We start from the raw sequence: 24,046 nt of genomic DNA, 5'->3' as shown, positions 1-24,046 counted from the left end.
GCGGCAGCGCGATGCTCGTCCAACTGGTTGCAATGTAAGGCAGGGTTGTAGTTGCTGCGCAAAACCTCAGCGGCTCTCGCGCATGTCGGGCAGAGCCACAAAAGGCCCGACAGTTATGCCCTGCGAGGGGGCCTGCATGATCTGTTTGCCATCGTCCATGCGTACCAGACCATTGGGCAGAAATTCTACCCGCAGGGGAACAACCACTGTGCGCAGCATGGTGAGCTGATCTTTTTCCATGCGCGGCGACATGCATTTCTGCTCCTTGCCCTGCTGCCAGCGTAGCGAACAGGCGGCGGTGACAAGGCTGGAAACCTCGCCGTCTTCACCAAAGCACAGGGAATTCATATCGCCGCAGATGGCCGAGGCCGCAGGGTCGTAGGCCGCAAGCTGCCCAATGGAGGTCGGCACATGCGCAGGCCGCGCCGGTTCGCAGCTTCGCAGTGCGCCGCTCTCGTAAAAGGCGCAGCCGTACCTCACGGGCATGGGGCCAAGCGGGGTGACGAGCCTGATTGTTTCGCCGGGCCAGAAGGTGACGCTCTCCAGTACACCTGAAGGATAGAAACGCAGGCCCTGAACCTTGGCGCTCATTTCCTGCCCGTGCAGGGAAAGGGATATCTGGCTTGCCAGTTTGCGCTCGTCCTGTTCTGTCCAGTAACCGCTGAGTTTGCCCTTGCGCAGGAGTATGCGCTTGAGCGCACCGTTTCCGTGCCATGCCAGCCATTCGGCGGGCATGTCGCCAAGGGGCGTGTTTACGGTTGTTTGATTTTGCAGCTCCAGGCTGCGCCACATGCCGTTGGGGTAGAGGCTGAAGCTCTTGCCGCTGCTGCGGCGCACGTCTTCGGCTTCGTAAAGGGGCGTGAGCCAGCCGTGGGGCGTGGGCACGGTATCTTCTGCCAGCAGGCGGCAATCCTGCGGCGCGCCGCCGGGCCAGCGGGAGAGCACATGCACGTTGGCGATGGTGCCGTAGGGCGTAGCCACAGTTTCAAATTGCAGGGCAGTACCCATATCATTGACTCCTTGGAGCAGTTAACCCATTTCATCCGTGAACTGCTCTAACGTCCATTGGCCGCAGATTCGCCGCAAAGCGCGTGTGAAATACGGGCGCGGACGGTTCCGTCTTCCTGCCGGGTGAGGGCGCATGTCAGGCGCTGCTGGCGCATGTGCTCCTCAAGCCAGGGGGGCATGTGCCCGCAGATGAGTTCCAGTTCCACAAAGGGCGTAGACGCAAAAAAGGGACGCAAGGCTTTTTTTGATGTAATTTCAGGGTGTGCGGCCTGCACTTCCATAAGATTGATGCTGTATACGCCGGGTGTATCTGTGGGCGTGGGCGCGATGGGAACCTGAGCCTCCCCCTGGGCGGAAGCCAGAATCTCGCTGGCCAAGGCATCCAGAATATCGGGCGAGAATGCATCCAGCTCGCACAGGCAAAAGCCCATCCGGCTCAGTTCGTTGTAGGCAAGGCCGGAAATACTGGCCCCGGCTATGGCTGCCTCTGCGGGCAGCAGAAGGGCCAGTTGACGCAGCCGGTCGCGTATCTGGGGCAGAGTTGCGCAGCCTTCAAGAGAAAAAGGCACTGGATCACAGGCATGCCAGCCCTTGCCCGTGCTCCAGTCGCGCTGCCAGAGGGAAAGGTGGGTGCAGTTTTCCATGGCGGTGATTGAATTATCTGTATTTACCAACACTGCAATGCAGTCGCATTTCATGGCGATCTCCGTAAGCTGGGGCGTCCAGAGTATTGGCGGCAACGAGTGATGTAATTATTAAAAATAACATCTATCTATCTGCCGTAATTATGATAAACTTGTTTTGGCACAAGATGGATTTTGTTCTCTGCCAAGGAAGACAAGCCTGTTTTTGAGGGAGTGTACTCTTATAGTACTCGACCGAAAAAACTGGCGCAGTATGCGCTAGTCGTTGCCCGCTTGTCGGGCTTACGAATAGCGACAGCAATGGACGTGTAAGGTTCATTTTTAACCAACTGCTGCCGTTATCCGTAGCTTCCTGCGTCGCAACGGCTAACGCAACGCTGGCAGAGGACAAAAGACGCTTGTGCCGTTAAAGACCAAAGGGGCGCGTGCCATAGCTATACCCCAGATGCTTGCCCCAGCCGTTCATGGATTTTTGCGGCAAAAGTGTAGCCGCAAGGCGTTCCAGTTCAAGTGCCTTGCGCGCATCTACGGCGCAGGAGGTATTGCCAAGCCGCGCGGCCGCCGCCGTAAAGGTGGCAAGCCCGCAGTTGCCCGCCCGTTCGCCAATGCCCCACAACGTTGTATTGACGTAGCGCGCCCCGGCGTTCACAGCCATGAGTGAATTGGCAACAGCCATGCCAAAGTCGTTGTGCGCATGGATTTCCACATCCACTCCTGCCTCGCGCAGCATGCGCACGGCCCGCCAGACCTTGTCTGGCGTGTAACAGCCCACGGTATCGCTGAGCCGCACCCGCACCACGCCGCACTGGCGTGCCGCCTTTGCCGCTTCGCGCAACTGGTCGGGCGAAGCGTGGGAGGCGTCTTCAAAGCCAACCGTCACTTCCGCTCCACGGCTTGCGGCGAGTGCCGCGCACTTGGCAAGGGAGGCCATCACTTCGGCGCGGGTGGTTTTGAGCTTGTCCTTGATCTGCCGGTCAGAAACCGGGCAGCATAGATGAATGATATGTGGAGAGCAGTCAAAGGAGTGGCGCACATCGCTTTCACGCAGGCGGTTCCAGGTGGAAACGCGGGCATTGGAACAGGCCTCGCGGATGGAGCGGATGGTGGCCTTTTCGTTTTCGCCCATGGCGGGAACGCCCGCCTCGATCTGGTCCACGCCAGCTTCGTCCATCATGGCGGCAAGGCGGATTTTCAGGGCAGGGGGGAATGCAAAGCCGGGAGCCTGCTCGCCGTCGCGCAGGGTGGTATCGACAATAATGATCTCAGGCATGGCCCACCTCCACAGAAGCCGTTGCGCCCGAAAGACCGCAACAGTCCGTTCGGGCAGAAGACAAGGATTCGGGGGGATGGCATGCGTGACACAGGTCGAGAAACTGGGCATCGGTCAGGCTGCATTGCTGGCGCTCGGCAAGCTGCTGAACCAGTTCCAGCATATGTTCTTCCGCCGTGCGCGGCAAGTTCAAACCAAGCTGGCGGGCCTTGATGCGCAACGAAACACGCCCTGAGTGCTTGCCCACCACAATCTGGCGTTCAAGCCCTACAGTAGCTGGCGTGTACGGCTCGTAAAGAAAGGGTTTTTTTACAATGCCGTCCACGTGGATGCCGGATTCTACAGCAAAAATATCCGCTCCCAGCACGGCCTTGTGGTGGGAAACTTCCTGGCCTGCCTCCCTGAGCAGAGCTGTTGCTTCAGGCAGTTTGTCCAGATGCGTCAGGCCGGTTTCCAGACCCTGGGCGTACAGGCTCAGGGCCACTTCTTCCAGCGCAGGCCCGGCATCGGGGCCGTGCAGGGCAGAGCCGCCAATGCAGCCCGCCACACGGGGGCCGCCCTTGAGCATCCACAGCACGGCAAGAGCCGTGGCGCAGCCTGCATGATCGCCGGGGCAGAACTCCACGGTATCCTTGATGGCGGCAAAGCGCGGCCAGAGTTCCGTTTCAAAGGTATAAAGGGCGTCACAGCAACCGCTCAGGCGCGCCCACGGCCCGTTAAGGATCGGGCGTTTGCCCGTGCGGCGGGCCTTGACGCTGGCTGCTGCAAATTGCAGGTCTGGGGGAATTTCGACCACAAAACCCATATGGTGCATGAGGTCGATCCATTCCCCGGCCCAGAGCGCAAATGCGTCTGCGGTCTGCCTTTCCTCTTGCGAGTGCGCGGCTGGCAGCACCCGGTAGAGCAGGCAGAGCGTTCTGTCCACCAGTTGCGGCATGGAAATAACCTCTTGGCAAAGATGGCGTGTGCCCCGGCCTGACCGGTTTGCCTCCGGCCAGGCCGTTGGAATGGGCCGGAATTATCCGCAGAGCGCCCTGGCGGCGTCATTCACGGCCTTATCCACATTTTCATAGAGGGTGAACACGCGGATTCCCTTTGTCTCAAGCTTTTTCAGCGGGCTTTCGCCTATGCGCAGGGCCAGCACGCCCTTGCAGTCGTCCACGGCGGCCAGTATGCCCGCCATGCGCCCGGCCTTTTCGCCGCAGTCGTCCATGCCATTGCAGTATTTGGAAACACTGCGGGTTTCCACGTAGCTGGCGGCGTCGCCATCGCTTTCGTAGATGTAGAACTGTTCGGCCTGACCAAAGTGCTGATCAACCGTCATGCCTGTCTTGGAAGCTACGGCAATGCGTATCTTGCGGGCCACGGCGGGCTTGGCTTCTTCCACCACGGGGGCCTTTTCGGCCACGGGCGGGCGGTAATCAATGGATTTGTCGTCGCCCAGCAGGCCCACGGCGTCGGCGCGGCACTGCTTGCAATGGTACATCTGCTTGAGCGTGGGCTCGCAGCTGCGGCGCATGTCCATGAGTTCCTTGTTGCTCACGAGGGGCATGTTTTCAAAAACGCTGCCCTTGACCGGGATAAGCTGCATGATGTTGGTCATCACAGCGCCAAGCTCGCGCGCGGTTTCCACCACCTGCGGAATGTGCCCGTCGTTGATGCCCTTGAGTAGCACCGTGTTGACCTTGCTCACAATGCCAGCCTGGGAGAGGGCGCGCAGGCCCGCCATCTGGTTTGCCAGCAGGAGGGCGGCTGCGGTTTCGCCCGTGTATTTCTTGCCACGATACATGGCAAACTTGTAAATCTGCGCGCCAATGACCGGGTCAACGGCGTTGATGGTCACGGTGGCGTGGCTTACGCCCACGCGCTTCATGTCTTCCACGTATTCCGGCAGAGCCAGACCGTTGGTGGACATGCAGAAGGTGATATTGGGGTCTTCCTTGCGGATCATCTCCAGCGTGCGGAAGGTTTCCTCGGGATTTGCCAGCGTGTCGCCGGGGCCGGCGATGCCCACAACCGTAAGATTGGGCATGTCGCGCTTTACTTTCATAAAGTGGTCAAAAGCCTGCGCGGGCGTGAGCACGGCGGTGGTGACGCCGGGGCGGCTTTCGTTAACGCAGTCGTACTTGCGCAGGCAGTAGTTGCAGCTCAGGTTGCACTTGGGCGCGATGGGCAGGTGCAGGCGCGCCGAGGTGGCACAGGCCCCACAGGAAAAACAGGGGTGGGACTTGGTGCGCTCCGCATTGACGGCGGCGGCGCTGCCAGCGGCATGGACGGCTGAAGGGGCTGTTACAGGCACAAGAGGCTCCGTGGCCGGGGCCGCAACTTCTATGCGGGAGGCATCAGCTTCCATGACGGCTTCATCCTTGAAGTATTTGTTGAGAAGCTCCTCGCGGAAGCTGCCCTCGGTGAACTGCAACATGGCGTTTGCCGTGGCTTCCATGAGGCTGAGCGAGCCGTCATAGAAGAGCATGCGTGTGCGCTGGCCGCCAACCCTGTCGTGGATGGGAAAGCCGTAGCGCAGCAGCGGAACATGGTGACGCTCCTCAATGCGGCGGCCATCGGAATTGCCAAGCATGAGGTTGGCCTTGCGCGCAAGCAGCGCGTTTTCAATGGCGGCAAAGTCTGCAAAATTGAGAATGTCGTAATCGCCGCTGAACTGGGTTTCCGTAGCCTGAGCCATGTCGGGCGCAAGCGTTTTTTCAAAGGCGGCGCAGCGGCTGCCGGTGGCGGCCACCACGGGGACGGCTCCGTTTTCGCACGAGGCGCGCACAAGGGCCAGCACCATGTCCGGCTCGCCAAATACGGCAACGCGGCTCTGGGCGTTATACTTGTGCGCATCGATCATGGCGTCAAGGTAGCGGGCGCGTTCTTCACGCACAGTGGCGGGAATGGCCCCGCCAAGGGCTTCAAGCGTGGCTATAAAGGCGTCGGTATCGCGCAGGCCCACGGGCAGGTTCATGCGCAGGAGCGGCACTCCGTAAGTATCGCGAAGGTACGCGCCAGGGGAATAGCCGTCGGGGCAAAAGGGCGCAAGTTCGAGCGTCATGCGCGCGCCAGCCATGAGGCCGATGCGGGCAAGCGTGGTGCCATACTGGGGCAGCCTGTTATAGTCATCTTCATGCCCGCCATCAAGATTCTGCGAAAGGTCGGGCAGCAGCACGTATTCAAGGCCGCTGGCGTCAAGCAGCAGCTTGAGCGCTCTGGTATCCGCCGCAGAGAGGTGCCCGGTGATGATGTTGACCACGTTGTTGGGCGTGGCGTTCATGGGCACATGGCGCACAATGGCGTGCAAAGCGCGGAAAAATCCCTCGTACTGCGAGCCGCTGTAGCCCGGCGAGACCACGGGAATGATGGTGGCCGTCACTTCCGGGTGTTCGTCCTTGAACTGCTTGATGATGGCGGGCACGTCCTCGCCGATGGTTTCGGCAAGACAGGTGGTGGAAACGCCGATCACCTCGGGGTTGTAGAGCTTGATGAGGTTTTCAAGCCCCTTGAGCAGATTCTTGGTGCCGCCAAAGACCGTGCCTTCTTCTGTAAGCGAAGAGGAGGCGATATCCACCGGCTCATTGTAATGTGTTGCCATGTGCCGCCGAATGTAGGTGCTGCACCCCTGCGAACCGTGCAGAATGCTCATGCTCTTGCTGATGCCGTAAAAGGCGCTTACCGAACCCATGGGCATGCACATCTTGCAGGGATTTGTATTCAGGTTGACAAGATTGGCGCTCATTGTCTTCTCCTTATGTTCCAGGCGGCCTTTGGGCCGTGGCGGCGGGCAAACTGCGTGCAAGCCGATTACGCTGTGCTAGAAATGTGCTGCTCTTGCTGCCAGTGCTTCACGCACAAGGCTGGCCTGCGCCTGCGTTGCCTCGGCAAATGAGGCAGAGCTGCGCGTGAACTGCCACACAGGGCTGTTGATGGAAAGGTTCACCTCGCGGGTGAAGTTTTCCACGCCTTCAAAACCGCCCAGAGCGTGCTTGCGCTCGTGATTGTGGTCGCAAAAGGCAATGCCAAGCTTGTAGGCGAGGGGGCGTTCCTTGACGCCGCCAACCAGAATATCCGCGCCTTTCTGCTTCATGAAGGTTTCAAGCTCTGCCGGGTTGGCATCGTCCAGAATGACAGTGCCGGGGTTAACGAGGCTTGAAATGATTTCATAATCTTCAGGCTTGCCGGTCTGGGTGCCGACCACTACGGTTTCAATGCCCATCTCGTTAAACTGACGGATGAGCGATATGGCCTTGAAGCCGCCGCCCACAAAAATGGCGGCCTTTTTGCCCACAAAGTGCGGCTTGTACTGTTCAAGAAAAGCTTCAGCCTTTGCGCCGCGTTCAGAAATAAGAGCCTCAGCCTTGCGCTTTGCGTAGTCGTCATTGAGGCGTTCGGCCACCTGTCGCAGGGCTGTGGAGGTGTCTTCCACCCCAAAGAAGCTGGCGCGCATCCAGGGAACGCCCATTTCGTCTTCCATGCGGTGGGCCAGATACATCATGGAGCCAGCGCACTGCACGATGTTGAGCTGTGCAGCCGGAGCCTTGATGAGCGTTTCGTACGCGGCGTCGCCCGTGAGGGTGGCGACAATGGGAATGCCCATCTCGCGCAGGTAGTTGCGGATAATCCACATTTCGCCCGCAAGGTTGTAGTCGCCAAGGATGTTGACGCCCTTGATCTTGGGCTGTTCCTTGTGCGGCTCCATAAGCTGCACAAGGGCGTTGCAGGCCATGCGGTAGCCTGTGGACTTGGTGCCCGAAAAGCCCGGAGCCTTGACCGCGATCACGCGGATGCCGTGCTTTTTTTCCGCATTGCGGCACACGGCTTCCACATCGTCGCCGATTACGCCCACAATGCAGGTAGCGTACACAAAGATGAGCTTGGGCGCATAGTTGGCCACGGCCTCGTCAATGGCGCGGGTGAGCTTTTCCGCACCGCCAAAGACGATGTCCTTTTCCTGCAAGTCAGTGGAAAAACTGTTGCGGAACAGTTCCGACCCGCTGGTGAGGCTGCCGCGAATGTCCCAGGTGTAGCTGGCGCAGCCGATGGGGCCGTGAACGATATGAAAGGCATCGGTAATGGGGTTTAACACCACGCGCGCACCGCAGTACACGCAGGCCCGCTGGCTCACGGAACCGGCCACGCTGGCCGTATCGCAACGCAGGCCGTCGCCGCTACAGCAGCCCCCGCCCTTGTTTCCCTTTTCCTTGATGGACGTACGGCGTTCTTCAAGTATTTCCATAGCCATGGGAACCCCCTTGCAAGGGCGGGGGGATGCCCCCCCGGCCCTATTGCGGCTTTGAGCCGTCTTACATAATCAGATCCATATCTTCGTCAGCGCAGTTGCGGTCAAACTCTTCCATGAGCGTATCAGCGATCCGGGTGGCGAGCTGGAAGGCTCCACGGTAGCCGACCATGGGCAGCGAGGCGTGTCCGTAGCGGTCAAGCACCGGGAAACCGGCGCGAACCAGCGGAATGCCCTCGGCCTTGGCGATCTGCTTGCCGTGAGAGTTGCCGAGCAAGAGGTCAACGGGTTCTTCCTTGATGAACTGGTGCAGGTCAAAGAGGTCCTTGGCGGCAAAGGCCTGGCATTCTTCTTCCTTGCCGTATTCCTTGAACATGGCCTTGGCCAGCTTGACGAAGGTTTCGCCGGGCGTACCGGTAAGCACGTACTTGGGGATCATGCCCAGTTCGAGGCAGAAGCGGGTCATGCCAAGCACTGTGTCGGGGTCGCCGTACACGGCAACTTTCTTGCCGTAGAAGTACGGGTTGGCGTCCAGCATGAGGTCAAGCAGGCGACCACGTTCTTCGTCAATAAGCGGGTCAACTTCGCCGCCATTGAGGTTTGCCATGGCCATGACAAAGGCATCGGTATCGGCCAGGCCGATGGGCAGGGGAAGCAGGTCAAAATCCACGCCGCACTTGCGCTTGAGTTGGGCCGCGGGTTCCTCGCTGGTCAGGCGGCCAAGGGCCAGAACCTTACGGCAGGTGCCAAGGGCGCGGATTTCTTCAACCGTGGTGCCGCCATCAGGGTACATCTTGTATTCGCCGGTCATGGGGGCATCCATGACGTTGCTGCAATCGGGGAACATGATGGACTTGAGCTTCATCAGGTTCACAAGGTGCTTGTATTCACGGATGTCGCCAGGGTTCACAAAACCGGGGAACACCGCCACGGTTTCCGTGGTTTTGCCCTTGGCGGCAAGGTAGTTGATAAAACCGGCCATCATGTTGCCAAAGCCCGTCACGTGCGAGCCAACGTAGCTCGGCGTGTTGCAGTGCACCACGAGCTTGTCGTCCGGAATTTCCATTTCGTCGATGTAGGTCTTGAGGTCATCGCCGATGGTTTCAGAAAGACATGTGGTATGCACGGCAATAATGTCGGGGTTATAGACCTCAAAAGTGGTCTTGACGCCCTGACGGATGTTGGGGCCGCCGCCGAACACGCAGGCGCCTTCCGTAAAGGAACTGGTGACGGCAATGGCTGGTTCCTTAAAGTGACGCGTAAGGTAGGTGCGGTGGTAAGAAGCACAACCCTGCGATCCGTGGCTGTAAGGCATGCAGTTGCGCACGCCCAGGGCGGCAAACAGCGCGCCCACCGGCTGACAGGTCTTGCACGGGTTGATAAGAACGCCCGATCTGTTCACATGTGTCTTTGGGGTGAGGTCAAGCATACTATTCTCCCACAGTTCCTTGCAGGGTGGCGCGGTTCTTCCAGGGCGGGGTTACCATGTGCCACGCGGGGGTAAAGTAACCCATGCAGAGGTCGTAACCGAACTGCGTTGCGCCCTTGAAACCCGCGTAAGGCCCGCTGTAATCGTAGCTGTGCAACTGGCGCGAGAGCGTGCCGGCCTTTTGCAGCGCGTACTTGTCCTTGATGCCGGAGAAGAACATGTCGGGCTTGAGGATTTCCATAAATTTTTCAGCTTCGTACATGTTGAGGTCGTCAACCACGTAAGTGCCCTCATCCATGTCGCGTATCATGCCGTGGTACTTTTCAAGCGGGATCTCGGCGGCCAGCTTGTCGTACTGTTCCTGCGTAAGGTAGGCGTGATACTTCTTTTCGTCCTTTTCCACGGTGATGTGTTCGATGTTCTTGCTGTCCGCGTCGTCCTTGATGTTGGGGATGATTTCCCGGCCTTCGTAGTCGTCGCGGTGGCCGAATTCGTACCCGGCAAGCACTGTCTTGATGCCCAGATCCTGCAGCAGGCCCTGGTAGTGGTGCGAGCGGCTGCCGCCCACAAAGAGGGCTGCGGTCTTGCCGTTGAGGCGGGCCTTGTAGGCCGCCATCTGATCCTGCACCTCGGCCAGTTCTTCGGCGATAACCTGCTCGGTACGCTGCGCAAGCTCTGGATCGCCAAAGTAGGCAGCCATGTCGCGCAGGCTCTGAACCGTTCCTTCCAGGCCGATAAAGTTGACCTTGAGCCAGTCCACGCCGTACTTGGTCTTCATCATTTCGGCGATGTAGTTGATGGAGCGGTGGCACTGCACGAGGTTCAGGTTTGCCTTGTGCGAGCTGGCTATGCGTTCCACTTCTCCGTCGCCCGTGAACACCGAAACAACTTCGTAGCCAATCTTTTTAAGGATGCGTTCCTGTTCCCAGCCGTCGCCGCCGATGTTGTATTCGCCAAGGATGTTGATCGAATACTTGGTGGCGGGTTCATAATCGCCAGTTCCGATAACGCGCTTCATAAGACCGTTGTTGGCGATATGGTGGCCCGCCGACTGGCTTACGCCCTTGTAACCCTCGCAGCTATATGCCACGCAGCGGATGCCGTATTCTTGTTCAGCTTCTGCGGCCACGGCCTGAATGTCGTCACCGATCAGGCCCACAGGGCAGGTGGCGGCGATCATGATGGTCTTGGGGTGCATAAGCTCCATGATTTCATCAATGGCCTTCTTGAGCTTCTTGGTGCCGCCAAAGACGATGTCCGGTTCCTGCATGTCCGTGGTAAAGCAGTACTGGATGTAATTGGGGGTATCCCCTTCTGCCTTGGCCTTGTTGCGGCGCGTACCCCAGCTATAGAAGCCGCAGCCCACAGGGCCGTGGGTGATCGTAACCATGTCCTTGATGGGGCCGAGCACAACGCCCTTGCAGCCAGCGTAACAGCAGCCCCGGTTGGTCATGATGCCGGGAATGGCACGCGTGTTGGCGATAATAATCTGGTCTTCCGCAGGATTGACCTTGAGCATGTGCTCCTTGCGGTTCTTGAAGACCTTGGCGTTGTAGCGCTCAAGCACTACTGCGTTGGCGTCAATACTCATACATACCTTCCTTATGCGTCAGCGCGCTCGCCCGTGCGAACCACATAGGATTCTTCCACCGGCATCACAAAGATCTTTCCGTCGCCGGGGTGGCCGGTGCTGTTGGCTTCTATGATGGCCTTGACCACAGCTTCGACCTTTTCATCGGGAACGCAGATATTGAACAACCGCTTGGGGATCAGCCTGCCCACTTCGGTCAGGGATTCGCCCGCCGGAGTGCGCGGCAGCTCGCCGCTTTCCATAACCATGCGCAGGGTGGCGGGATCCATGCCTTTTTTGCCGCGTCCCAGGCACTTGGTGCATGAGAATGAGGGGCATCCGGCCTTGGACAGGGCATTCTTGGTAGCCGCCACCATGTTGGCCCGAACCATTGCAACTATTTCCTGCATGGGAGCCTCCTACAGGCCGGACTTGCCGCTGCTGATGGTCCAGGCCTCGCTGACGCTTGAAACAAAGATTCTGCCATCGCCAAAGTGACCGTCGCCCGTTTTTGCCACGCGCAGGATAACGCGGATAGCATCGTCCTTGTCTTCATCGCTGACCACAAGCATGAGCATCTGCTTGGGAATTTCGTCGTACTGGATATCGCCAACCATGATGCCTTTCTGCTTGCCACGGCCCACCACATCAAGCTTGGTAACGGCGGGAAAGCCCGCTGACAGCAGCTCGGAGAGAACCTCGGTGGTCTTTTCAGGCCGAATAATCGTGCGAATCATCTGCATTGTTGTTCTCCGTTTCGTGCTGTTGGTTTAGGCGTCCATCAAGCCGTGTTCCATGAGCAGCTCTTCGAGCCGTTCCTGGGAAAGGGGCTTGGGGATAATAAACATGTCGTTACCGTCGATCTTCTGCGCCAGGGTGCGGTATTCGTCGGCCTGTCCGCAGGTGGGGTCAAATTCGATAACGGTCTGCTTGTTGATTTCGGCGCGCTGCACCATGTTGTCGCGCGGCACAAAGTGGATCATCTGGGTGCCGATTTCTTTGGCAACGGCAGAGACAAGCTCGGCTTCGCCATCAACCTTGCGGCTGTTGCAGATGATGCCGCCAAGGCGCACGCCGCCGGTGTTGGCGTACTTTTTGACACCCTTGCAGATGTTGTTGGCGGCGTAGAGGGCCATCATTTCGCCCGAAGCCACGATGTAGATTTCCTGGGCCTTGCCTTCACGGATGGGCATGGCGAAACCGCCGCACACAACGTCGCCCAAAACGTCATAGAACACGTAGTCGAGGTCTTCGGTGTAAGCGCCAAGGCGTTCCAGCAGACCGATGGAGGTGATGATACCGCGCCCGGCACAGCCAACGCCCGGTTCGGGGCCGCCGGATTCCACGCAGCGGATGCCCTTGAAGCCGTTTTTGAGCACCAGATCCAGCTCGATGTCTTCACCCTCTTCGCGCAGGGTATCGAGCACGCTCTGCTGGGCAAGGCCGCCCAGGATAAGGCGCGTGGAGTCGGCCTTGGGGTCGCAACCCACGATCATGATGTTCTTGCCCATTTCGCCAAGGCCGGCGTTAAGGTTCTGTGTGGTGGTGGACTTGCCGATACCGCCCTTGCCGTAAATAGCTACCTGACGCATGAGATTCCCTCTGGGTTTGATGTTCCCGCGCTCGTTGCGCTTGTCCCTCTTTGTGCAGAAACCGTGCCGTTAGATTAACTATATAATATTATTATATAATTTTATAATCTGCATGCACAATCAATACAAAATTGTTAAGGTGGCCTATCGTGCAGAAAAAACCGCCCTGTCTGTAACTTGCTTTAATAATAGATTTTTATTTGAAGGAAAATTTTGGCCGTAAATCGCCAATACAAATTTGTTTGAAATTGGGAACAGGTTGCAGGGAAATTGCCATTCGTGAATGTGCAGGGGCAGAATGGGCTGCATTGGGGACACACGATGATGGAAGCGGCAGAGGAAAACAGGTAGGGCAGCGATGGCTGCTCATGGGCGCAGAAAGCCCGGCCCATCAGGCAAATGGGGCGGAAGCAGGGATTGAATTGCAAAAGAGCGGTGAATTGAGAGGAGTGTGAGGGGAGGAAGGGAGCGGTTCAGGCAAGAACGTATCTGTTCGGACGGTTTTGCCAGTGGGGGAGAGAAAAGGGCTCATTCATCGAGCGTGGTCAGGCCTGCATGGCCGCAAATATATGCATAGCCAAGACAGGAAAAGTTTGATTCAAAATTGTATCAAAATAGGAATGAAAGCGTAAAAGTTGCAAAGCGTGAACAACCCAACTCGCGCAAGAAATACTGCGGGCAAGACCTTGCGCACGGCTTATGAACGGCATACGCGGCAGAAATGCAGTATGGAGATCAGGGACGAGGAAGGTGAGCTACGCGCAGCCAGAAGTTTTTAAAGTTTCTGTGCGGGTTAGAGTTGTGATTAGGATATCTGCCAGATCAGCATTTCAAGGGAATATTCCGTGCGTTCCACATATTCCCCGTTCTGGTTGCGAAAATTTTCAATATGGGCAGCCAGGTGGGCCATATCCGGCTCAGCGCCACGGGCGCGCAGGTTGGCGGCGCAGGCTCCAAGCAACTGGTCGCGGGTGTGTGGCACAATCCATTGGCCGTCAACAGGCAGTGCAGTATAGGGCATGCGGCGGCCCTCAAGCCATGCGCGCATGTCGGGGGCGTCGGCAAACTGCGGCGGCGTAATGCCGTAATGCGTGTACAGCCCGGCCATGACATCCGAAGTTTTGCGCTCGTTAAAACCCATAAAGACCACCTGCTCGAGCGCGTAGTGCTGCAGCTTTTCGCGGGCGGCGTCATCGCTCAGGGCCGGGGTCATGGAAGCAAAAACAATCTGAAAGCGCTCATCAAGGGCAAAGTGTTCCCAGTCTGAAAGCACGGGCCGGATGTTGGCAAGGCCCTGCGCGGCGGCATCCTGCATGAGGATGCGGAGCATTTCGTCAGATATATCTACGGCAGTGACCGTTGCGGCCTCCTGCGCAAGGCGGATGGTGTACATGCCGCTGCCGCAGCCCACATCCAGGACCGTTTTGCCGCGAAAATCCACGCCGTTGTCGCGCGCCAGTTGGAGCATGCGGCCCTCGTAGGTGTCGGCCCCGGCTTCATAGCGGGGAAAGGACTCAGCCCTGCTGTTCCAGAATTCCCTGGTGCTGTTTTTGGCTGTCATGGCGTATCCTTTGGGCTGGCGGCAAACCGTCTGGGCAACGGGTGCAATGCACGGAAAATATTCGTCTGACGGTGCGGCAAAGCCGCTGCCTGCTCTTGATTTTCGGTAGTGTTGGCAAAGCCGACATGCATGTGGCAGGCGGTTAGCCGCCTGCCACATGAGTTAAGCAGAAATTGTTGCGTGAACCAGAAGCCTAGCGGGCTTCGAGCCGCTGCCGCAGAATGGTGACAGGGTGCAGGCTGAATTTGCCGGAACCGTGCGTTATCTGCACGCGGCAGGTGCCGCACTCGGAAACCGCCGCCTGCGCGCCGCTTTCGCGTACCTTGGCGAACAGTTCCGAGCCTACAGTCTGGGCAATGTCGTATTTTTCCTTTTTAAAGCCATAGCTGCCGGAAATGCCGCAGCAGCCTGCATCAGCATTTTCCACGGTCACGCCGTCAAGGCGGCGCAGCAGTTCCAGCCCCGGCAGGCCGTTGCCCTGTGCCCGCAGATGGCAGGGCGCGTGGTAGATCAGCTTGAGGTCGGGCAGGGTTTGCTTGCCGTCGGCCTTCAGCGAAAGGTCGCCGCTGTCCACAGCATCCAGCAGAAATTCCTGCGCGTCCGCAAGACTGCATGCGCCGTATTTTTCCGCCACATCGGGGAAGTATTCCGGCAGATCCACCCGGAACATGAGGGCGCAACTGGGGCAGCCCGTCACCACGGGTAGCCCTGCATCGCGCCACTGGCCCAGAGCTTTCAGGTTATGTTCCGCATTGGAGCGGGCATGCTGCCAAAAGCCGTTGGCAACCATTGGCAGGCCGCAGCACACAAGTTCCTCGGGCACAATGACCTTGTAGCCCGCGCGGTTCATGGCCCACACCATATCAAGGCCGGTGCGCGGGTCATACACGTCCACGTAGCAGCCGGGGTAGAAAACCACACTGCGCTTGTGGTCGGGCTGGTGCACATGGCGCATGAGCTGGCGGAATGTCTGGGGCGCAAAGGCGGGCAGGGGCGCGCGTTTGTCGATACCCAGCGCATCCAGCACCATGCGGGTAACGGGATTGAGCATGCCGAAGTTCTTGAGCGCCGCCGGAATGAGCCGCAGCCACTTGGCCATAAGCTCGCCGTGACCGAGCACCCAGTCGCGCAGACCGGGGGAGTGTTTTTTGAACTGGTCGGCCCTTGCCATCATGTTGAGGCTGGAAACCGGCACGCCGTGCGGGCACGAGATATCGCAGTTTTTGCAGTTGGCGCAGTAGTGCAGCGAGGGGTCTTCCGTCAGCCCAAGCAGGCGAAAGCGCTCATAGGCAGGGCCTATCATGCGCGGCCCCAGGAATTTGGGGGTCGCATCCGCCACGGGGCAGTGCACCACGCAGGTGGTGCAGGCTATGCATTTGTCTGGATTGATGCGCACGCTCATTGGTTTTCCCCGGCAGCGGCGGCTGCGGCGGCCATGAGGCCCGCCTGCCAGCCCGTGGCGATAGCAACGCCGTGACCGCTTTTTTCTGTTGCGTAATCATATCCGCCAAGGCTGCGCCCGGCGAAAAAGACGTTTTGCCAGCGCACTACGGCGGCATCGTCCACAGGCCGCATGGTGCGGTCAACGCGCACACCCATGCGCGAGAACAGATGATTGCCGAAAATCTTCGGCTCTGACCACTGCGAAACATCCTGCGGCACGGTGATGTCGATGCCGAACACGGAATCCCAGCACTGGCCGGGTTCAAGCGTCATACCGCCGCCAAGGATGCCGCCGGTGGCGGTTACAAAGGCGCGGGCGGCGTGATGGCGTTCCTGCCCGGAGGCCTCGGCCACCAGGGCGGTGCAGGTTTTGCCAGTTGTTTCGGCGCGCAGAACCGTGGTGTTTTCCACCAGTTCAAAGTTGTGCTTGTTCAGGGCCTGCAACAGGGCGTCGCGCAGGCGCAGGCCGCCAACCCCCGGAGGGATGGACAGCATTTCCACCACCGGGCAGCCAGCGGCGGCATTGACCGCCTGCCAGACTTCCGGATTGGCCTTGCTGCCGCAGAGCGGGGGAATAAGGATAAGGTCGTACTTTCCGGCATGCGGGGCAAGCGCATCCAGCAGCCAGCGGCGGCTGTGCGGCTTGTCCGCCATGCGGGCCAGATCAAGCGCAGATATGGCGCGGTGGGTGTCGCCAAAGGGCGAGGGCAAAAGCCCCTTGGTAAATTCCTTGTCGGCCCAGCTTTTGTAGCGCCGCAACTGGCTGACCACCAGGGAGGGACGGCAGTCGCGCAGGCCCTGCACGCTGAGCACCAGCACTTTTTTTGCGCTGGCGAGCGCCTCTGTGTGCAGGCTGGCTGGCAGCAGATAGGTGGGTTTGAGCGTTCCCATGATGGTGGGCAACTGGGTGTTGCGCGGGGTGCCGTCCTGCGAGAGGGCGGGGCGCATGGGCCAGTGCTGGCCTTCCATCACATTTGCAAAGAACTGAAAGGCCGAGCGGACGCTTTCTGCCCCAAGCAGGCTGTAGGGATGGTCTTCAGGCAACATGGCCAGACCCTGCCACGGGTCGGCGGCAAATCTGCCGTCTGCGTAACCAAGAAAATCCACCGAGCCGCCGCTGATAGCCAGCGAACCCATGCCCGTGGTGAGCAGCCGTACGCTGCGGCCCTGATCCGCTGCGGCAAGGGCAGCCACAAGGCCCGCCATGCCGGAGCCGACCACCAGTACGTCAACAATCCTGCTCATGGGCGGCTCCATCAAGATTGAGTGTTCCCGCGTATACGGCGCGGCCAAGTTCCATTTCACGCGCCTGCATGCCCCACAGGGCCGGGCGCAGACCGCCCCAGCGCTCCTGAAGGAAGCGCCGCACGTTGTCGGTAGCTGAAAATTCAAGGGGAATGTCGTGTTCGGAAAGTGCGGCCACTGCCCGCAAGGAGCAGAACGTTCCCTGGCAGGTGCCCATGCCCAGACGTGTGCGCAGGCGGATATCCGTCAGCGAATGGGTGGAGGCGTCGCGCGCCACGCATTCAATTTCCGCCATGCTGACCATCTCGCATTCGCAGAGCAGGGGGTTGGAATCGGCCTTTTCCGCGCGTTCGATCACAGGGGTCAGGTCATCGCCCATGCGGTCGGCCATAAGCTGGATGCCCTGCACAGGAAAGTACTTGGCGGCGCGGGAAAGTGTGGCTTCGTCCGGATCCGGCACAATGGCTTCTTCTGCGGTGCGGCAGGGGGCGGTGACGCCGAGCTTGGCGCAAACCTTGTCTGCGGTGCGTTCGCCCATGAGGCGGTAGGTGGTCAGCTTGCCGCCGAAAATGGAAACCATGCCGTCAAGGCCCTGCTCGGCGTGATCCATAACATGGAAGTTGCGGCTGGCCTTGCGCCCGGCGGCGTTGCCCGGCGTGTAGAGGGGGCGTGTGCCCGCAAAGGCGCGCAAAATGCGGTAGCTGCGCACATCGGGGAACAGCGGCTCACCGATTTTGAGCAGGCGCAGCACTTCCTCGCTGGTGGGGGTAGTGTCGTCCGGCCTGTCGGTGGGTATGGACGTGGTGCCAAGAATGGTGATGGAACCGTGCGGCACAAAAATGTCGCCGTCCGAGCCGGGGTGCAGGCGGTTGACCACGCGCGAGGTAAAGCGGTGGTTAAAGACCACAAGCGTGCCACGGTCGGGCGAAACCGCCACATCAAGACCGGCCAGGGCCGCAATGCGGCCAGACCATGAACCGGCGGCGTTGACAACAACAGAACAGGCAATCTCAATGGTTTCGCCCGTGTTCTTGTTGATGGCCGTAACGCCGCAGACCTTGCCGTTCTTCTGGCAGATGCCGGTCACTTCATGATAGGTGAGCATTTGCCCGCCGTGGCGCCTGGCCGACATGGCGTTGTGCAGCACCAGCCGGAAGCCGTCCACGCAGGAATCAGGCACGCGGAAAACGCGTTTGACCTCGGGCGACATGTTGGGTTCAAGGCGCAGGGCTTCCTTGACGTCAATTTCAGAGGCTTCAATGCCCGCGCGGCCACAGGCCTCAACCCATCGATCCACATAGGCGGGGTCATCCTCGGGCGTGAGCGCAAAAAAACCTTCGGTTTGTTCCACGCACTGCCTGCCAATGCGCCGCACGATCATGTTTTCTTCAATACATTCACGCGCGGATTCATTATCTCCCACGGCGTAACGGCCGCCGCTGTGCAGCAGGCCGTGAAAGCGCGAGCTTGTGCCGTGGGCCAGGCCGCCCTGTTCGAGCAATATGGCAGGAACGCCGCGCATGCAAAGATCGCGCAGGGTTCCTATGCCTGTTGCGCCGCCGCCGATGACGACAACAGTAGTTTCAAGCATGGTTTCTCCAGTGGAGCAAATTGTCGGAATCGTCCTGAAGCATGCAGACGCTGCCAGATGCCGCGCCTGCGTGGCCGAAAACAACGGCTAGCTGCACAACAAGATTGAATATCCAGGTCGGGTAAATGATTGCTGCGGTTATGCCCAGGATGATTGTTGATACCGTATGGTTATCAATTTGTGTAATTGCGTCAAGATTGAATGCTGGAGAATATTGGGGATGCACTTGCCAGAGAAGGCAATGCCGCATAATGAAGGCAAAAAACTCAAGGATTGCATATATGGATTGGTCAAAAAAACGTTGCGTTGTGCTTGATATGGACGGCACCGTCTACCTCGGTCATATCCCAATTGATGGGGCCGTGGGCTTTATTCAGCGGCACTGGAACAGTCTGGATTTTTATTTTCTGAGCAACAATACCTCCAAATCTCCATTCACCTATGTGGACAAGCTCAACGGCATGGGCATTGCCGCGCGCGAAGACCTGCTGCTCTCGCCCGTGACGCCTCTGGTAGATTTTTTGCGCGCCAATGGCATCTTGCGCGTTTTCCCCGTGGGCAATGCCGATTTTCAGCATGATCTGCTCAAGCGCATGCCCGAGCTGCAACTGGTGGAAGAGGGCGCGCAGGCCGTGGTGCTGGCCTATGATACGGAACTCACCTACCACAAACTTGCCCGCTCTGCCTTGCTGTTGCAGGACAGTTCGGTGCTCTTCCTTGCCACGCACCCTGATCTGGTGTGCCCCTCGCCCGAAGGCCCGCTGCCGGATGTGGGCAGCTTCATCAGCCTGTACGCCACGGCCACGGGCAGAAAGCCGCAACATATTTTTGGCAAGCCCGACCCAGCCGTGCTCGCGCCTCTGCTGGCGCACTACCGCAAGGAAGAAATGATCATGGTTGGCGACCGCCTGAGTACGGATATGCAGCTTGCGCGCAATGCTGGCATTGATTCCATTCTGGTGCTCAGCGGCGAAGCCACGCGCGCCGATCTTGCCAGGGAGGAGCATCAGCCGACTCTGGTGCTTGAAGACCTGGGCCACGCCGATAAAGACTGGGCATAAAGCCAGTCTGCCCGTTGCCGACAATAAAACACCCGCTCTGGCCGAAAGACCAGCGCGGGTGTTTTATTGCGTCAGAGCCTTCGGCCCAACATGCTGCTGGGCTGAAGCTTGTTTTAATATCAGCCTAGTAGGCCACGGCAGCGCCGTCGCCGCGCGGGTCCGTACCGCCCTGACGCACGCCGGTGGCCTGATCCACAAGGATCGCGCCCGCATGGCCCATGGTGTCGGTGTAGTTTTCAATCAGGCGCACGGGATGCCCGCGCCGCTTGAGTTCGTCCGCCACTTTCTGGGGAATGCGGCCTTCAAGCTTGAGGTCGTTGGAAGAAGCGCCCCATGTGCGGCCATAAAGCCAACGGGGAGCGGCAATGGCTTCTTGCGGGGTCATGCCAAAGTCCACCACGCGGGTAACGATGGCGGCCTGGGTCTGGGGCTGGCCTTCGCCGCCCATGGTGCCATACACAAGGTAGGGCTTGCCGTCCTTGAGCAGCATTGCCGGGTTCAGCGTGTGGAAGGTGCGCTTGCGCGGCTCAAGATGGTTCACGTGCTTGGGATCAAGGGAGAAGAAGCTGCCCCGGTTTTGCAGCAGCACGCCAGTGCCGCCCGCAACGATGCCGGAACCAAAGTCGTGATAAATGCTCTGGATAAGCGAAACCGCGTTGCCCTGCGCATCCACAACGCCAAGCCAGATGGTGTCGCCCTTGGGGTCAAGGGGCGTAAGGTTTGTGGCTGCCTTGCTCATGCTGATGCGCGCGGCCTGATCCTTGCCGTGCTTGGCGGAAAGCAGATAGTCGAGAGGGATTTTTACAAAATCAGGGTCAGAGAGGTACTTGTCGCGATCGACAAAGGCTTCCTTGGTGGCTTCGATCAGCGCGTGGTAGTAATCCGCCGTGCCTTCGCCCATGGCCTTGATGTTGAAGTTGTTGAGGATGTTCAGAATTTCAAGGGAGGCCATGCCCTGCGTGTTGGGCGGGAAGTTCACGGCCTTGTAACCACGATAGTTGACGGAAATGGGGTCAACCCAGTCCGCCTTGTGGTTGGCAAAGTCGTTGAGGGTCAGCAGGCCGCCGTTGGCTTGCAGGTCGGCCACAATACGTTTGGCGATGTCGCCCTTGTAAAAGACCTGTGCGCCCTTGTCCGCAAGCTGGTTCAGCGTGACGGCCAGATCAGGCAGGCGCATGACTTCGCCCACGGTGTAGGGGCTGCCGTCTGCATGCAGATAGGCTTTGCGGAAGGCGTCAAAGCGTTGCAGGTTGCGGAATTCCGAATCATTGGGATTGGTGTTGATCTTGCTCCAGTAAGCCAGCGACGTGCTCACGGGGAAGCCGTTGGCGGCATAATCGGTGGCGGAAGCGAGCAGCTCCTTCCACTTCATTTTGCTGCCCATGCTCTGCTTGCTGTAGGCATAGGCCGCATCCCAGCCGGAAACCACGCCGGGCACTGTATTGGCCGCAATGTAGCCGCGGGAGGGGATTTTTTTCAGCCCTTTGGAGGCATAAAAATCAATGGTAGCCATTTCGCCCGAGCGGCCGCTGGCGTTGAGCGCCTTCAGTTCGCCGGTTTTGGCATTGTAAATGAGCCAGAAGTTGTCGCCGCCCAGGGTGCACATCTGCGGGTAGACAACCGCAAGGGTGGAGGCGGTGGCAATGGCCGCGTCCACCGCCGTGCCGCCGCGCCGCAGCACGTCCAGCCCGGCCTGCGAGGCCAGATAGTTGGGGCTGGTAACAACGCCCCTGGTGCTCAGGGGGTTGGTGGCGGCGGAAATGGTCGCCGTGTACTGGGGCTCATCCTGCGCCTTGACTGTCGCTGTAGGCAGTAAGAGGCCGCATGCCATGAGAACCGGCAGGGTTTTGCGGCTGACCAGAGAGAGAAAATTCATGGACATCAGATTCTCCTTTCAGAAATGCTAAAGGCAATGAAACCGGCCATGTATATGCACCATCTGTTCCAAAGAGAAAGATAAGCCATTTAAATGTATTGAATTTTTTAATGGTCGCAATCTGGCGCATTTTTGTTTCATTATCAGGCAATTGAGCCAATTATGTAACAAATTGCAGATTGCGCGGTAAAACCATAGACCCGCCCCCGACAATCGCGGGCGGCAACGTACCCACACAACAGGCGTTACGGGAAATTTCACGTTGCCGCTGTGTGTTTGTTTATCAAACTCTGGATGAATGATGGCGCTGTGCAGCAGGGCGCTTCACCTTGGCGAAGCGCCCTGAACTTGCCGCATTATTTGGTGTTTTTTAGTTCTGTGACCATGTTGTTGAGCTTTTTGGCCTCATCGGCAAGGGCGGCAACCGCTCGGGCCGATGTGTGCATGATGGTGGCGGTTTCTGTCGCGATAGAGCTGACCTGCGTCACAGTTTGCGTGATGGATTCGGTTGCGGCGGACTGTTCTTCTGACGAAGTGGCAATGCCGCGCACCTGATCAACTGTCAAATCCACCATGCCCACGATTTCCCGCAGGGCTTCGCCGGATTTTTGCGAAAGCGTGGTGGCGCTTTCCACATTGCCAGCAGTCACGTCAACCTGACGGATGCTGGAATCCACGCTCTTCTGGATTGCGCCAATGGCATTGCCCACATCGCTGGTGGAACTCATGGTTTTTTCTGCCAGTTTGCGCACTTCATCGGCCACAACGGCAAAGCCGCGTCCGGCTTCTCCGGCGCGCGCCGCTTCAATGGCAGCGTTGAGGGCCAGCAGGTTGGTCTGGTCTGCAATGTCCGAAATAACGCCCATGATCTGCGAAATGGCCCCCGCATGCTCGGCAAGCTTGGTCATTTCCTCTTTCAGCACAAGGGCGTCCTTTTGCACGTTGCCAATGGCCTGAACGGACTGGAACACAACCTCCGCGCCTTCCGCAGCGCGCTGGCGCATGTTGGTGGAAAGGTCCGCTGTGGCCGAGGCGTTTTTGGCGACTTCAATGACCGTGCAGTTCATCTGTTCAACCGCAGTGGCGGCTTCTGTGGTGCGCGCGGCCTGCGTGGTGGCCCCTTGCTCGGCCTGCTCGATATTGCCGGAAATTTCGGCAGAAATGCTGGTTATGGCCGTTACCACCTGTTCCAGATGCTTTGCCGCGCTCAACATGCCTTCGCTGCGGGCGCTTCGCGCTTCTTCCGTCAGGCGTTCGGCCTCGGCAACGGCTTCAAGCGCCTTTGCCGCGCTCTGTTCGGCCTCGCGGGTTTTTTCTTCAGAAATTGCCAGCGATTTTTTTACGTTGGCTGTCATTTCCGACATGCAGCGCTCCAGAACCGTAACTTCGTCCTTGCCCGAGGCAACGATCTGTACGTCCATATCGCCGTTGGATATGCGCTGCGCAGCCTCGCGCGCGGCCTTGATAGGCGTCAGGATGGAGCGGGTAATCAGCAGCATGAGCGGTATGTACAAAAGCACGATGCAGCAGACCACCCCAATAAGGATCTTTTTGAGATTGGCAAAAATGGCATCGCTGATCTGGCCCGCGATTTCATTTTTGACCTGCTCCACGTTGTCGATGTAAACGCCCGCGCCGACCCACAGGCTCGTGCCGGGCACCTGCGAGCCATAGGCGATTTTGGACTGGGTGCCGCCGCCGGGCTTGTTGAAGACAAAGGTCACAAAACCGCCGCCTTCCGCCGCCTTTTTGGCAAGCTCCGCGTTAAAGCGGACGCCGTTTTTATCAACGGAATTGCCAAGATCCTTGCCCACCAGATCAGGGAAAACGTGGGCAACAACAATGCCGCCATCATATACAAAGAAGTAGCCGGAGCTGTCTTTTTCGTACCGGGCTTTTTTTATGGCGCTGGCAATTATGGCATTGCGCTTGGTTATGTCTGTGATGCCGCTGATCTGCTCGCCAATGCTGTTTGCCATGGTGGTTGAGAGATCGCGGATGCGTTGTTTTTGGCCTTCATAAAACATTTCGCCCACTTTCTGGGCGGAAAGTTCGGTGGCTGAGTTGGAGATGTGGATCAGGGAGTATACCAGCCCGCCAACAATAATCAGGGTAAAAATCAAGATCATGAACATACGATGCGAGATCGTAAACATCCTGAACATGCATACCTCCAGTACCATTTACTGTTGAAGCAAATCAGCTGCGCCAACCCTTGGATTAGCCTAATGGTTCAGTCTGCAGATAAAAATTCCTGCTGAATTTTCACATTGATACCAATTACCGTATCGTTCGTTGTATATATAACTTTATGCTTTGAATAAAAATCCTTTGTTACCAGAAACCGACAATTTTTTATCGCCTGGCAGTATTTTGATGCATGCCTATTGAACCGTTCAAAAAAATGGAGGCAGAGTGGCAAATGTGATAACTATGCGTTAATTTGGAAGAAATATTGTCTTTGCTGGGTGGTTTTTTCAGTTAACGGCAATATCGGCGCTGTTGGCCTGAAAGCATGGGCGATGA

At 58.4% G+C, this 24,046-nt stretch carries 18 protein-coding genes; 1 reads left to right on the top strand and 17 read right to left on the bottom strand.

Features of this window, described 5'->3' with window-relative positions:
- Positions 1-66: 66 nt before the first annotated feature.
- The 15 genes from NE637_RS02480 to glpA form a co-directional block, all read right to left on the bottom strand.
- The gene (locus tag NE637_RS02480) at positions 67-1,008 is read right to left on the bottom strand and encodes a hypothetical protein (protein WP_227117954.1); all 942 of its coding nucleotides are present in this window, start codon (positions 1,006-1,008) and stop codon (positions 67-69) included.
- Positions 1,009-1,055: 47 nt separating this feature from the next.
- Positions 1,056-1,706: a Fe-only nitrogenase accessory AnfO family protein gene (locus NE637_RS02475; RefSeq protein WP_227117953.1), complete on the bottom strand. Its 651-nt coding sequence runs from the start codon at positions 1,704-1,706 to the stop codon at positions 1,056-1,058.
- 352 nt (positions 1,707-2,058) lie between these two features.
- Entirely contained in the window at positions 2,059-2,922 is an 864-nt protein-coding gene (locus tag NE637_RS02470) for a hydroxymethylglutaryl-CoA lyase-like TIM-barrel protein (RefSeq protein WP_192111998.1), read from the bottom strand.
- On the bottom strand, positions 2,915-3,859 hold the full coding sequence (locus tag NE637_RS02465) for a homocitrate synthase/isopropylmalate synthase family protein (RefSeq protein WP_192111997.1): 945 nt from the start codon (positions 3,857-3,859) through the stop codon (positions 2,915-2,917). Before NE637_RS02465 ends, NE637_RS02470 begins: the two co-directional genes overlap by 8 nt.
- Before the next feature lie 81 nt (positions 3,860-3,940).
- Entirely contained in the window at positions 3,941-6,652 is a 2,712-nt protein-coding gene (gene nifB / locus NE637_RS02460) for a nitrogenase cofactor biosynthesis protein NifB (RefSeq protein ID WP_227117952.1), read from the bottom strand.
- 75 nt (positions 6,653-6,727) lie between these two features.
- Positions 6,728-8,155: a nitrogenase iron-molybdenum cofactor biosynthesis protein NifE gene (gene nifE / locus NE637_RS02455; RefSeq protein WP_192111995.1), complete on the bottom strand. Its 1,428-nt coding sequence runs from the start codon at positions 8,153-8,155 to the stop codon at positions 6,728-6,730.
- Between the two features lie 61 nt (positions 8,156-8,216).
- Positions 8,217-9,581: a nitrogenase component 1 gene (locus NE637_RS02450; protein ID WP_192111994.1), complete on the bottom strand. Its 1,365-nt coding sequence runs from the start codon at positions 9,579-9,581 to the stop codon at positions 8,217-8,219.
- 1 nt (position 9,582) lies between these two features.
- The gene (gene nifD / locus NE637_RS02445) at positions 9,583-11,172 is read right to left on the bottom strand and encodes a nitrogenase molybdenum-iron protein alpha chain (RefSeq protein ID WP_192111993.1); all 1,590 of its coding nucleotides are present in this window, start codon (positions 11,170-11,172) and stop codon (positions 9,583-9,585) included.
- An 11-nt stretch (positions 11,173-11,183) separates the two neighbouring features.
- The gene (locus tag NE637_RS02440; RefSeq protein ID WP_022659258.1) at positions 11,184-11,561 is read right to left on the bottom strand and encodes a P-II family nitrogen regulator; all 378 of its coding nucleotides are present in this window, start codon (positions 11,559-11,561) and stop codon (positions 11,184-11,186) included.
- A gap of 9 nt (positions 11,562-11,570) precedes the next feature.
- Positions 11,571-11,894 carry a P-II family nitrogen regulator gene (locus NE637_RS02435; RefSeq protein WP_022659259.1) on the bottom strand — a complete coding sequence of 108 codons (324 nt, stop codon included), beginning with the start codon at positions 11,892-11,894 and terminating at the stop codon, positions 11,571-11,573.
- A 27-nt stretch (positions 11,895-11,921) separates the two neighbouring features.
- Complete coding sequence (gene nifH, locus NE637_RS02430; protein WP_022659260.1) at positions 11,922-12,743, bottom strand: nitrogenase iron protein; 822 nt, start codon at positions 12,741-12,743, stop codon at positions 11,922-11,924.
- 805 nt (positions 12,744-13,548) lie between these two features.
- Positions 13,549-14,304, bottom strand: a complete 756-nt coding sequence (locus tag NE637_RS02425; RefSeq protein WP_227117950.1) for a class I SAM-dependent methyltransferase — start codon at positions 14,302-14,304, stop codon at positions 13,549-13,551.
- A gap of 193 nt (positions 14,305-14,497) precedes the next feature.
- On the bottom strand, positions 14,498-15,706 hold the full coding sequence (locus tag NE637_RS02420) for an anaerobic glycerol-3-phosphate dehydrogenase subunit C (protein ID WP_192111991.1): 1,209 nt from the start codon (positions 15,704-15,706) through the stop codon (positions 14,498-14,500).
- Entirely contained in the window at positions 15,703-16,992 is a 1,290-nt protein-coding gene (gene glpB / locus NE637_RS02415; RefSeq protein ID WP_256267566.1) for an anaerobic glycerol-3-phosphate dehydrogenase subunit GlpB, read from the bottom strand. The genes NE637_RS02420 and glpB overlap by 4 nt, the downstream gene beginning before the upstream one ends.
- Positions 16,976-18,583: an anaerobic glycerol-3-phosphate dehydrogenase subunit GlpA gene (gene glpA, locus NE637_RS02410; protein ID WP_215648848.1), complete on the bottom strand. Its 1,608-nt coding sequence runs from the start codon at positions 18,581-18,583 to the stop codon at positions 16,976-16,978. Before glpA ends, glpB begins: the two co-directional genes overlap by 17 nt.
- Positions 18,584-18,864: 281 nt before the next feature.
- On the opposite strand from glpA, the gene NE637_RS02405 reads away from it, so the two are divergent.
- The gene (locus NE637_RS02405; RefSeq protein ID WP_227117949.1) at positions 18,865-19,644 is read left to right on the top strand and encodes an HAD-IIA family hydrolase; all 780 of its coding nucleotides are present in this window, start codon (positions 18,865-18,867) and stop codon (positions 19,642-19,644) included.
- A 124-nt stretch (positions 19,645-19,768) separates the two neighbouring features.
- On the opposite strand, the gene ggt is transcribed toward NE637_RS02405, so the two are convergent.
- Together ggt and NE637_RS02395 are read right to left on the bottom strand one after the other, a co-directional pair.
- The gene (gene ggt, locus NE637_RS02400; RefSeq protein WP_233483000.1) at positions 19,769-21,526 is read right to left on the bottom strand and encodes a gamma-glutamyltransferase; all 1,758 of its coding nucleotides are present in this window, start codon (positions 21,524-21,526) and stop codon (positions 19,769-19,771) included.
- 350 nt (positions 21,527-21,876) lie between these two features.
- The gene (locus NE637_RS02395) at positions 21,877-23,685 is read right to left on the bottom strand and encodes a methyl-accepting chemotaxis protein (protein WP_192111987.1); all 1,809 of its coding nucleotides are present in this window, start codon (positions 23,683-23,685) and stop codon (positions 21,877-21,879) included.
- Between the last annotated feature and the right edge of the window lie 361 nt (positions 23,686-24,046).

It is taken from the genome of Desulfovibrio desulfuricans (assembly GCF_024460775.1).
In the GTDB taxonomy this organism is placed as follows: domain Bacteria; phylum Desulfobacterota; class Desulfovibrionia; order Desulfovibrionales; family Desulfovibrionaceae; genus Desulfovibrio; species Desulfovibrio desulfuricans_E.
This window is presented reverse-complemented; position numbering and strand designations above follow the sequence as displayed.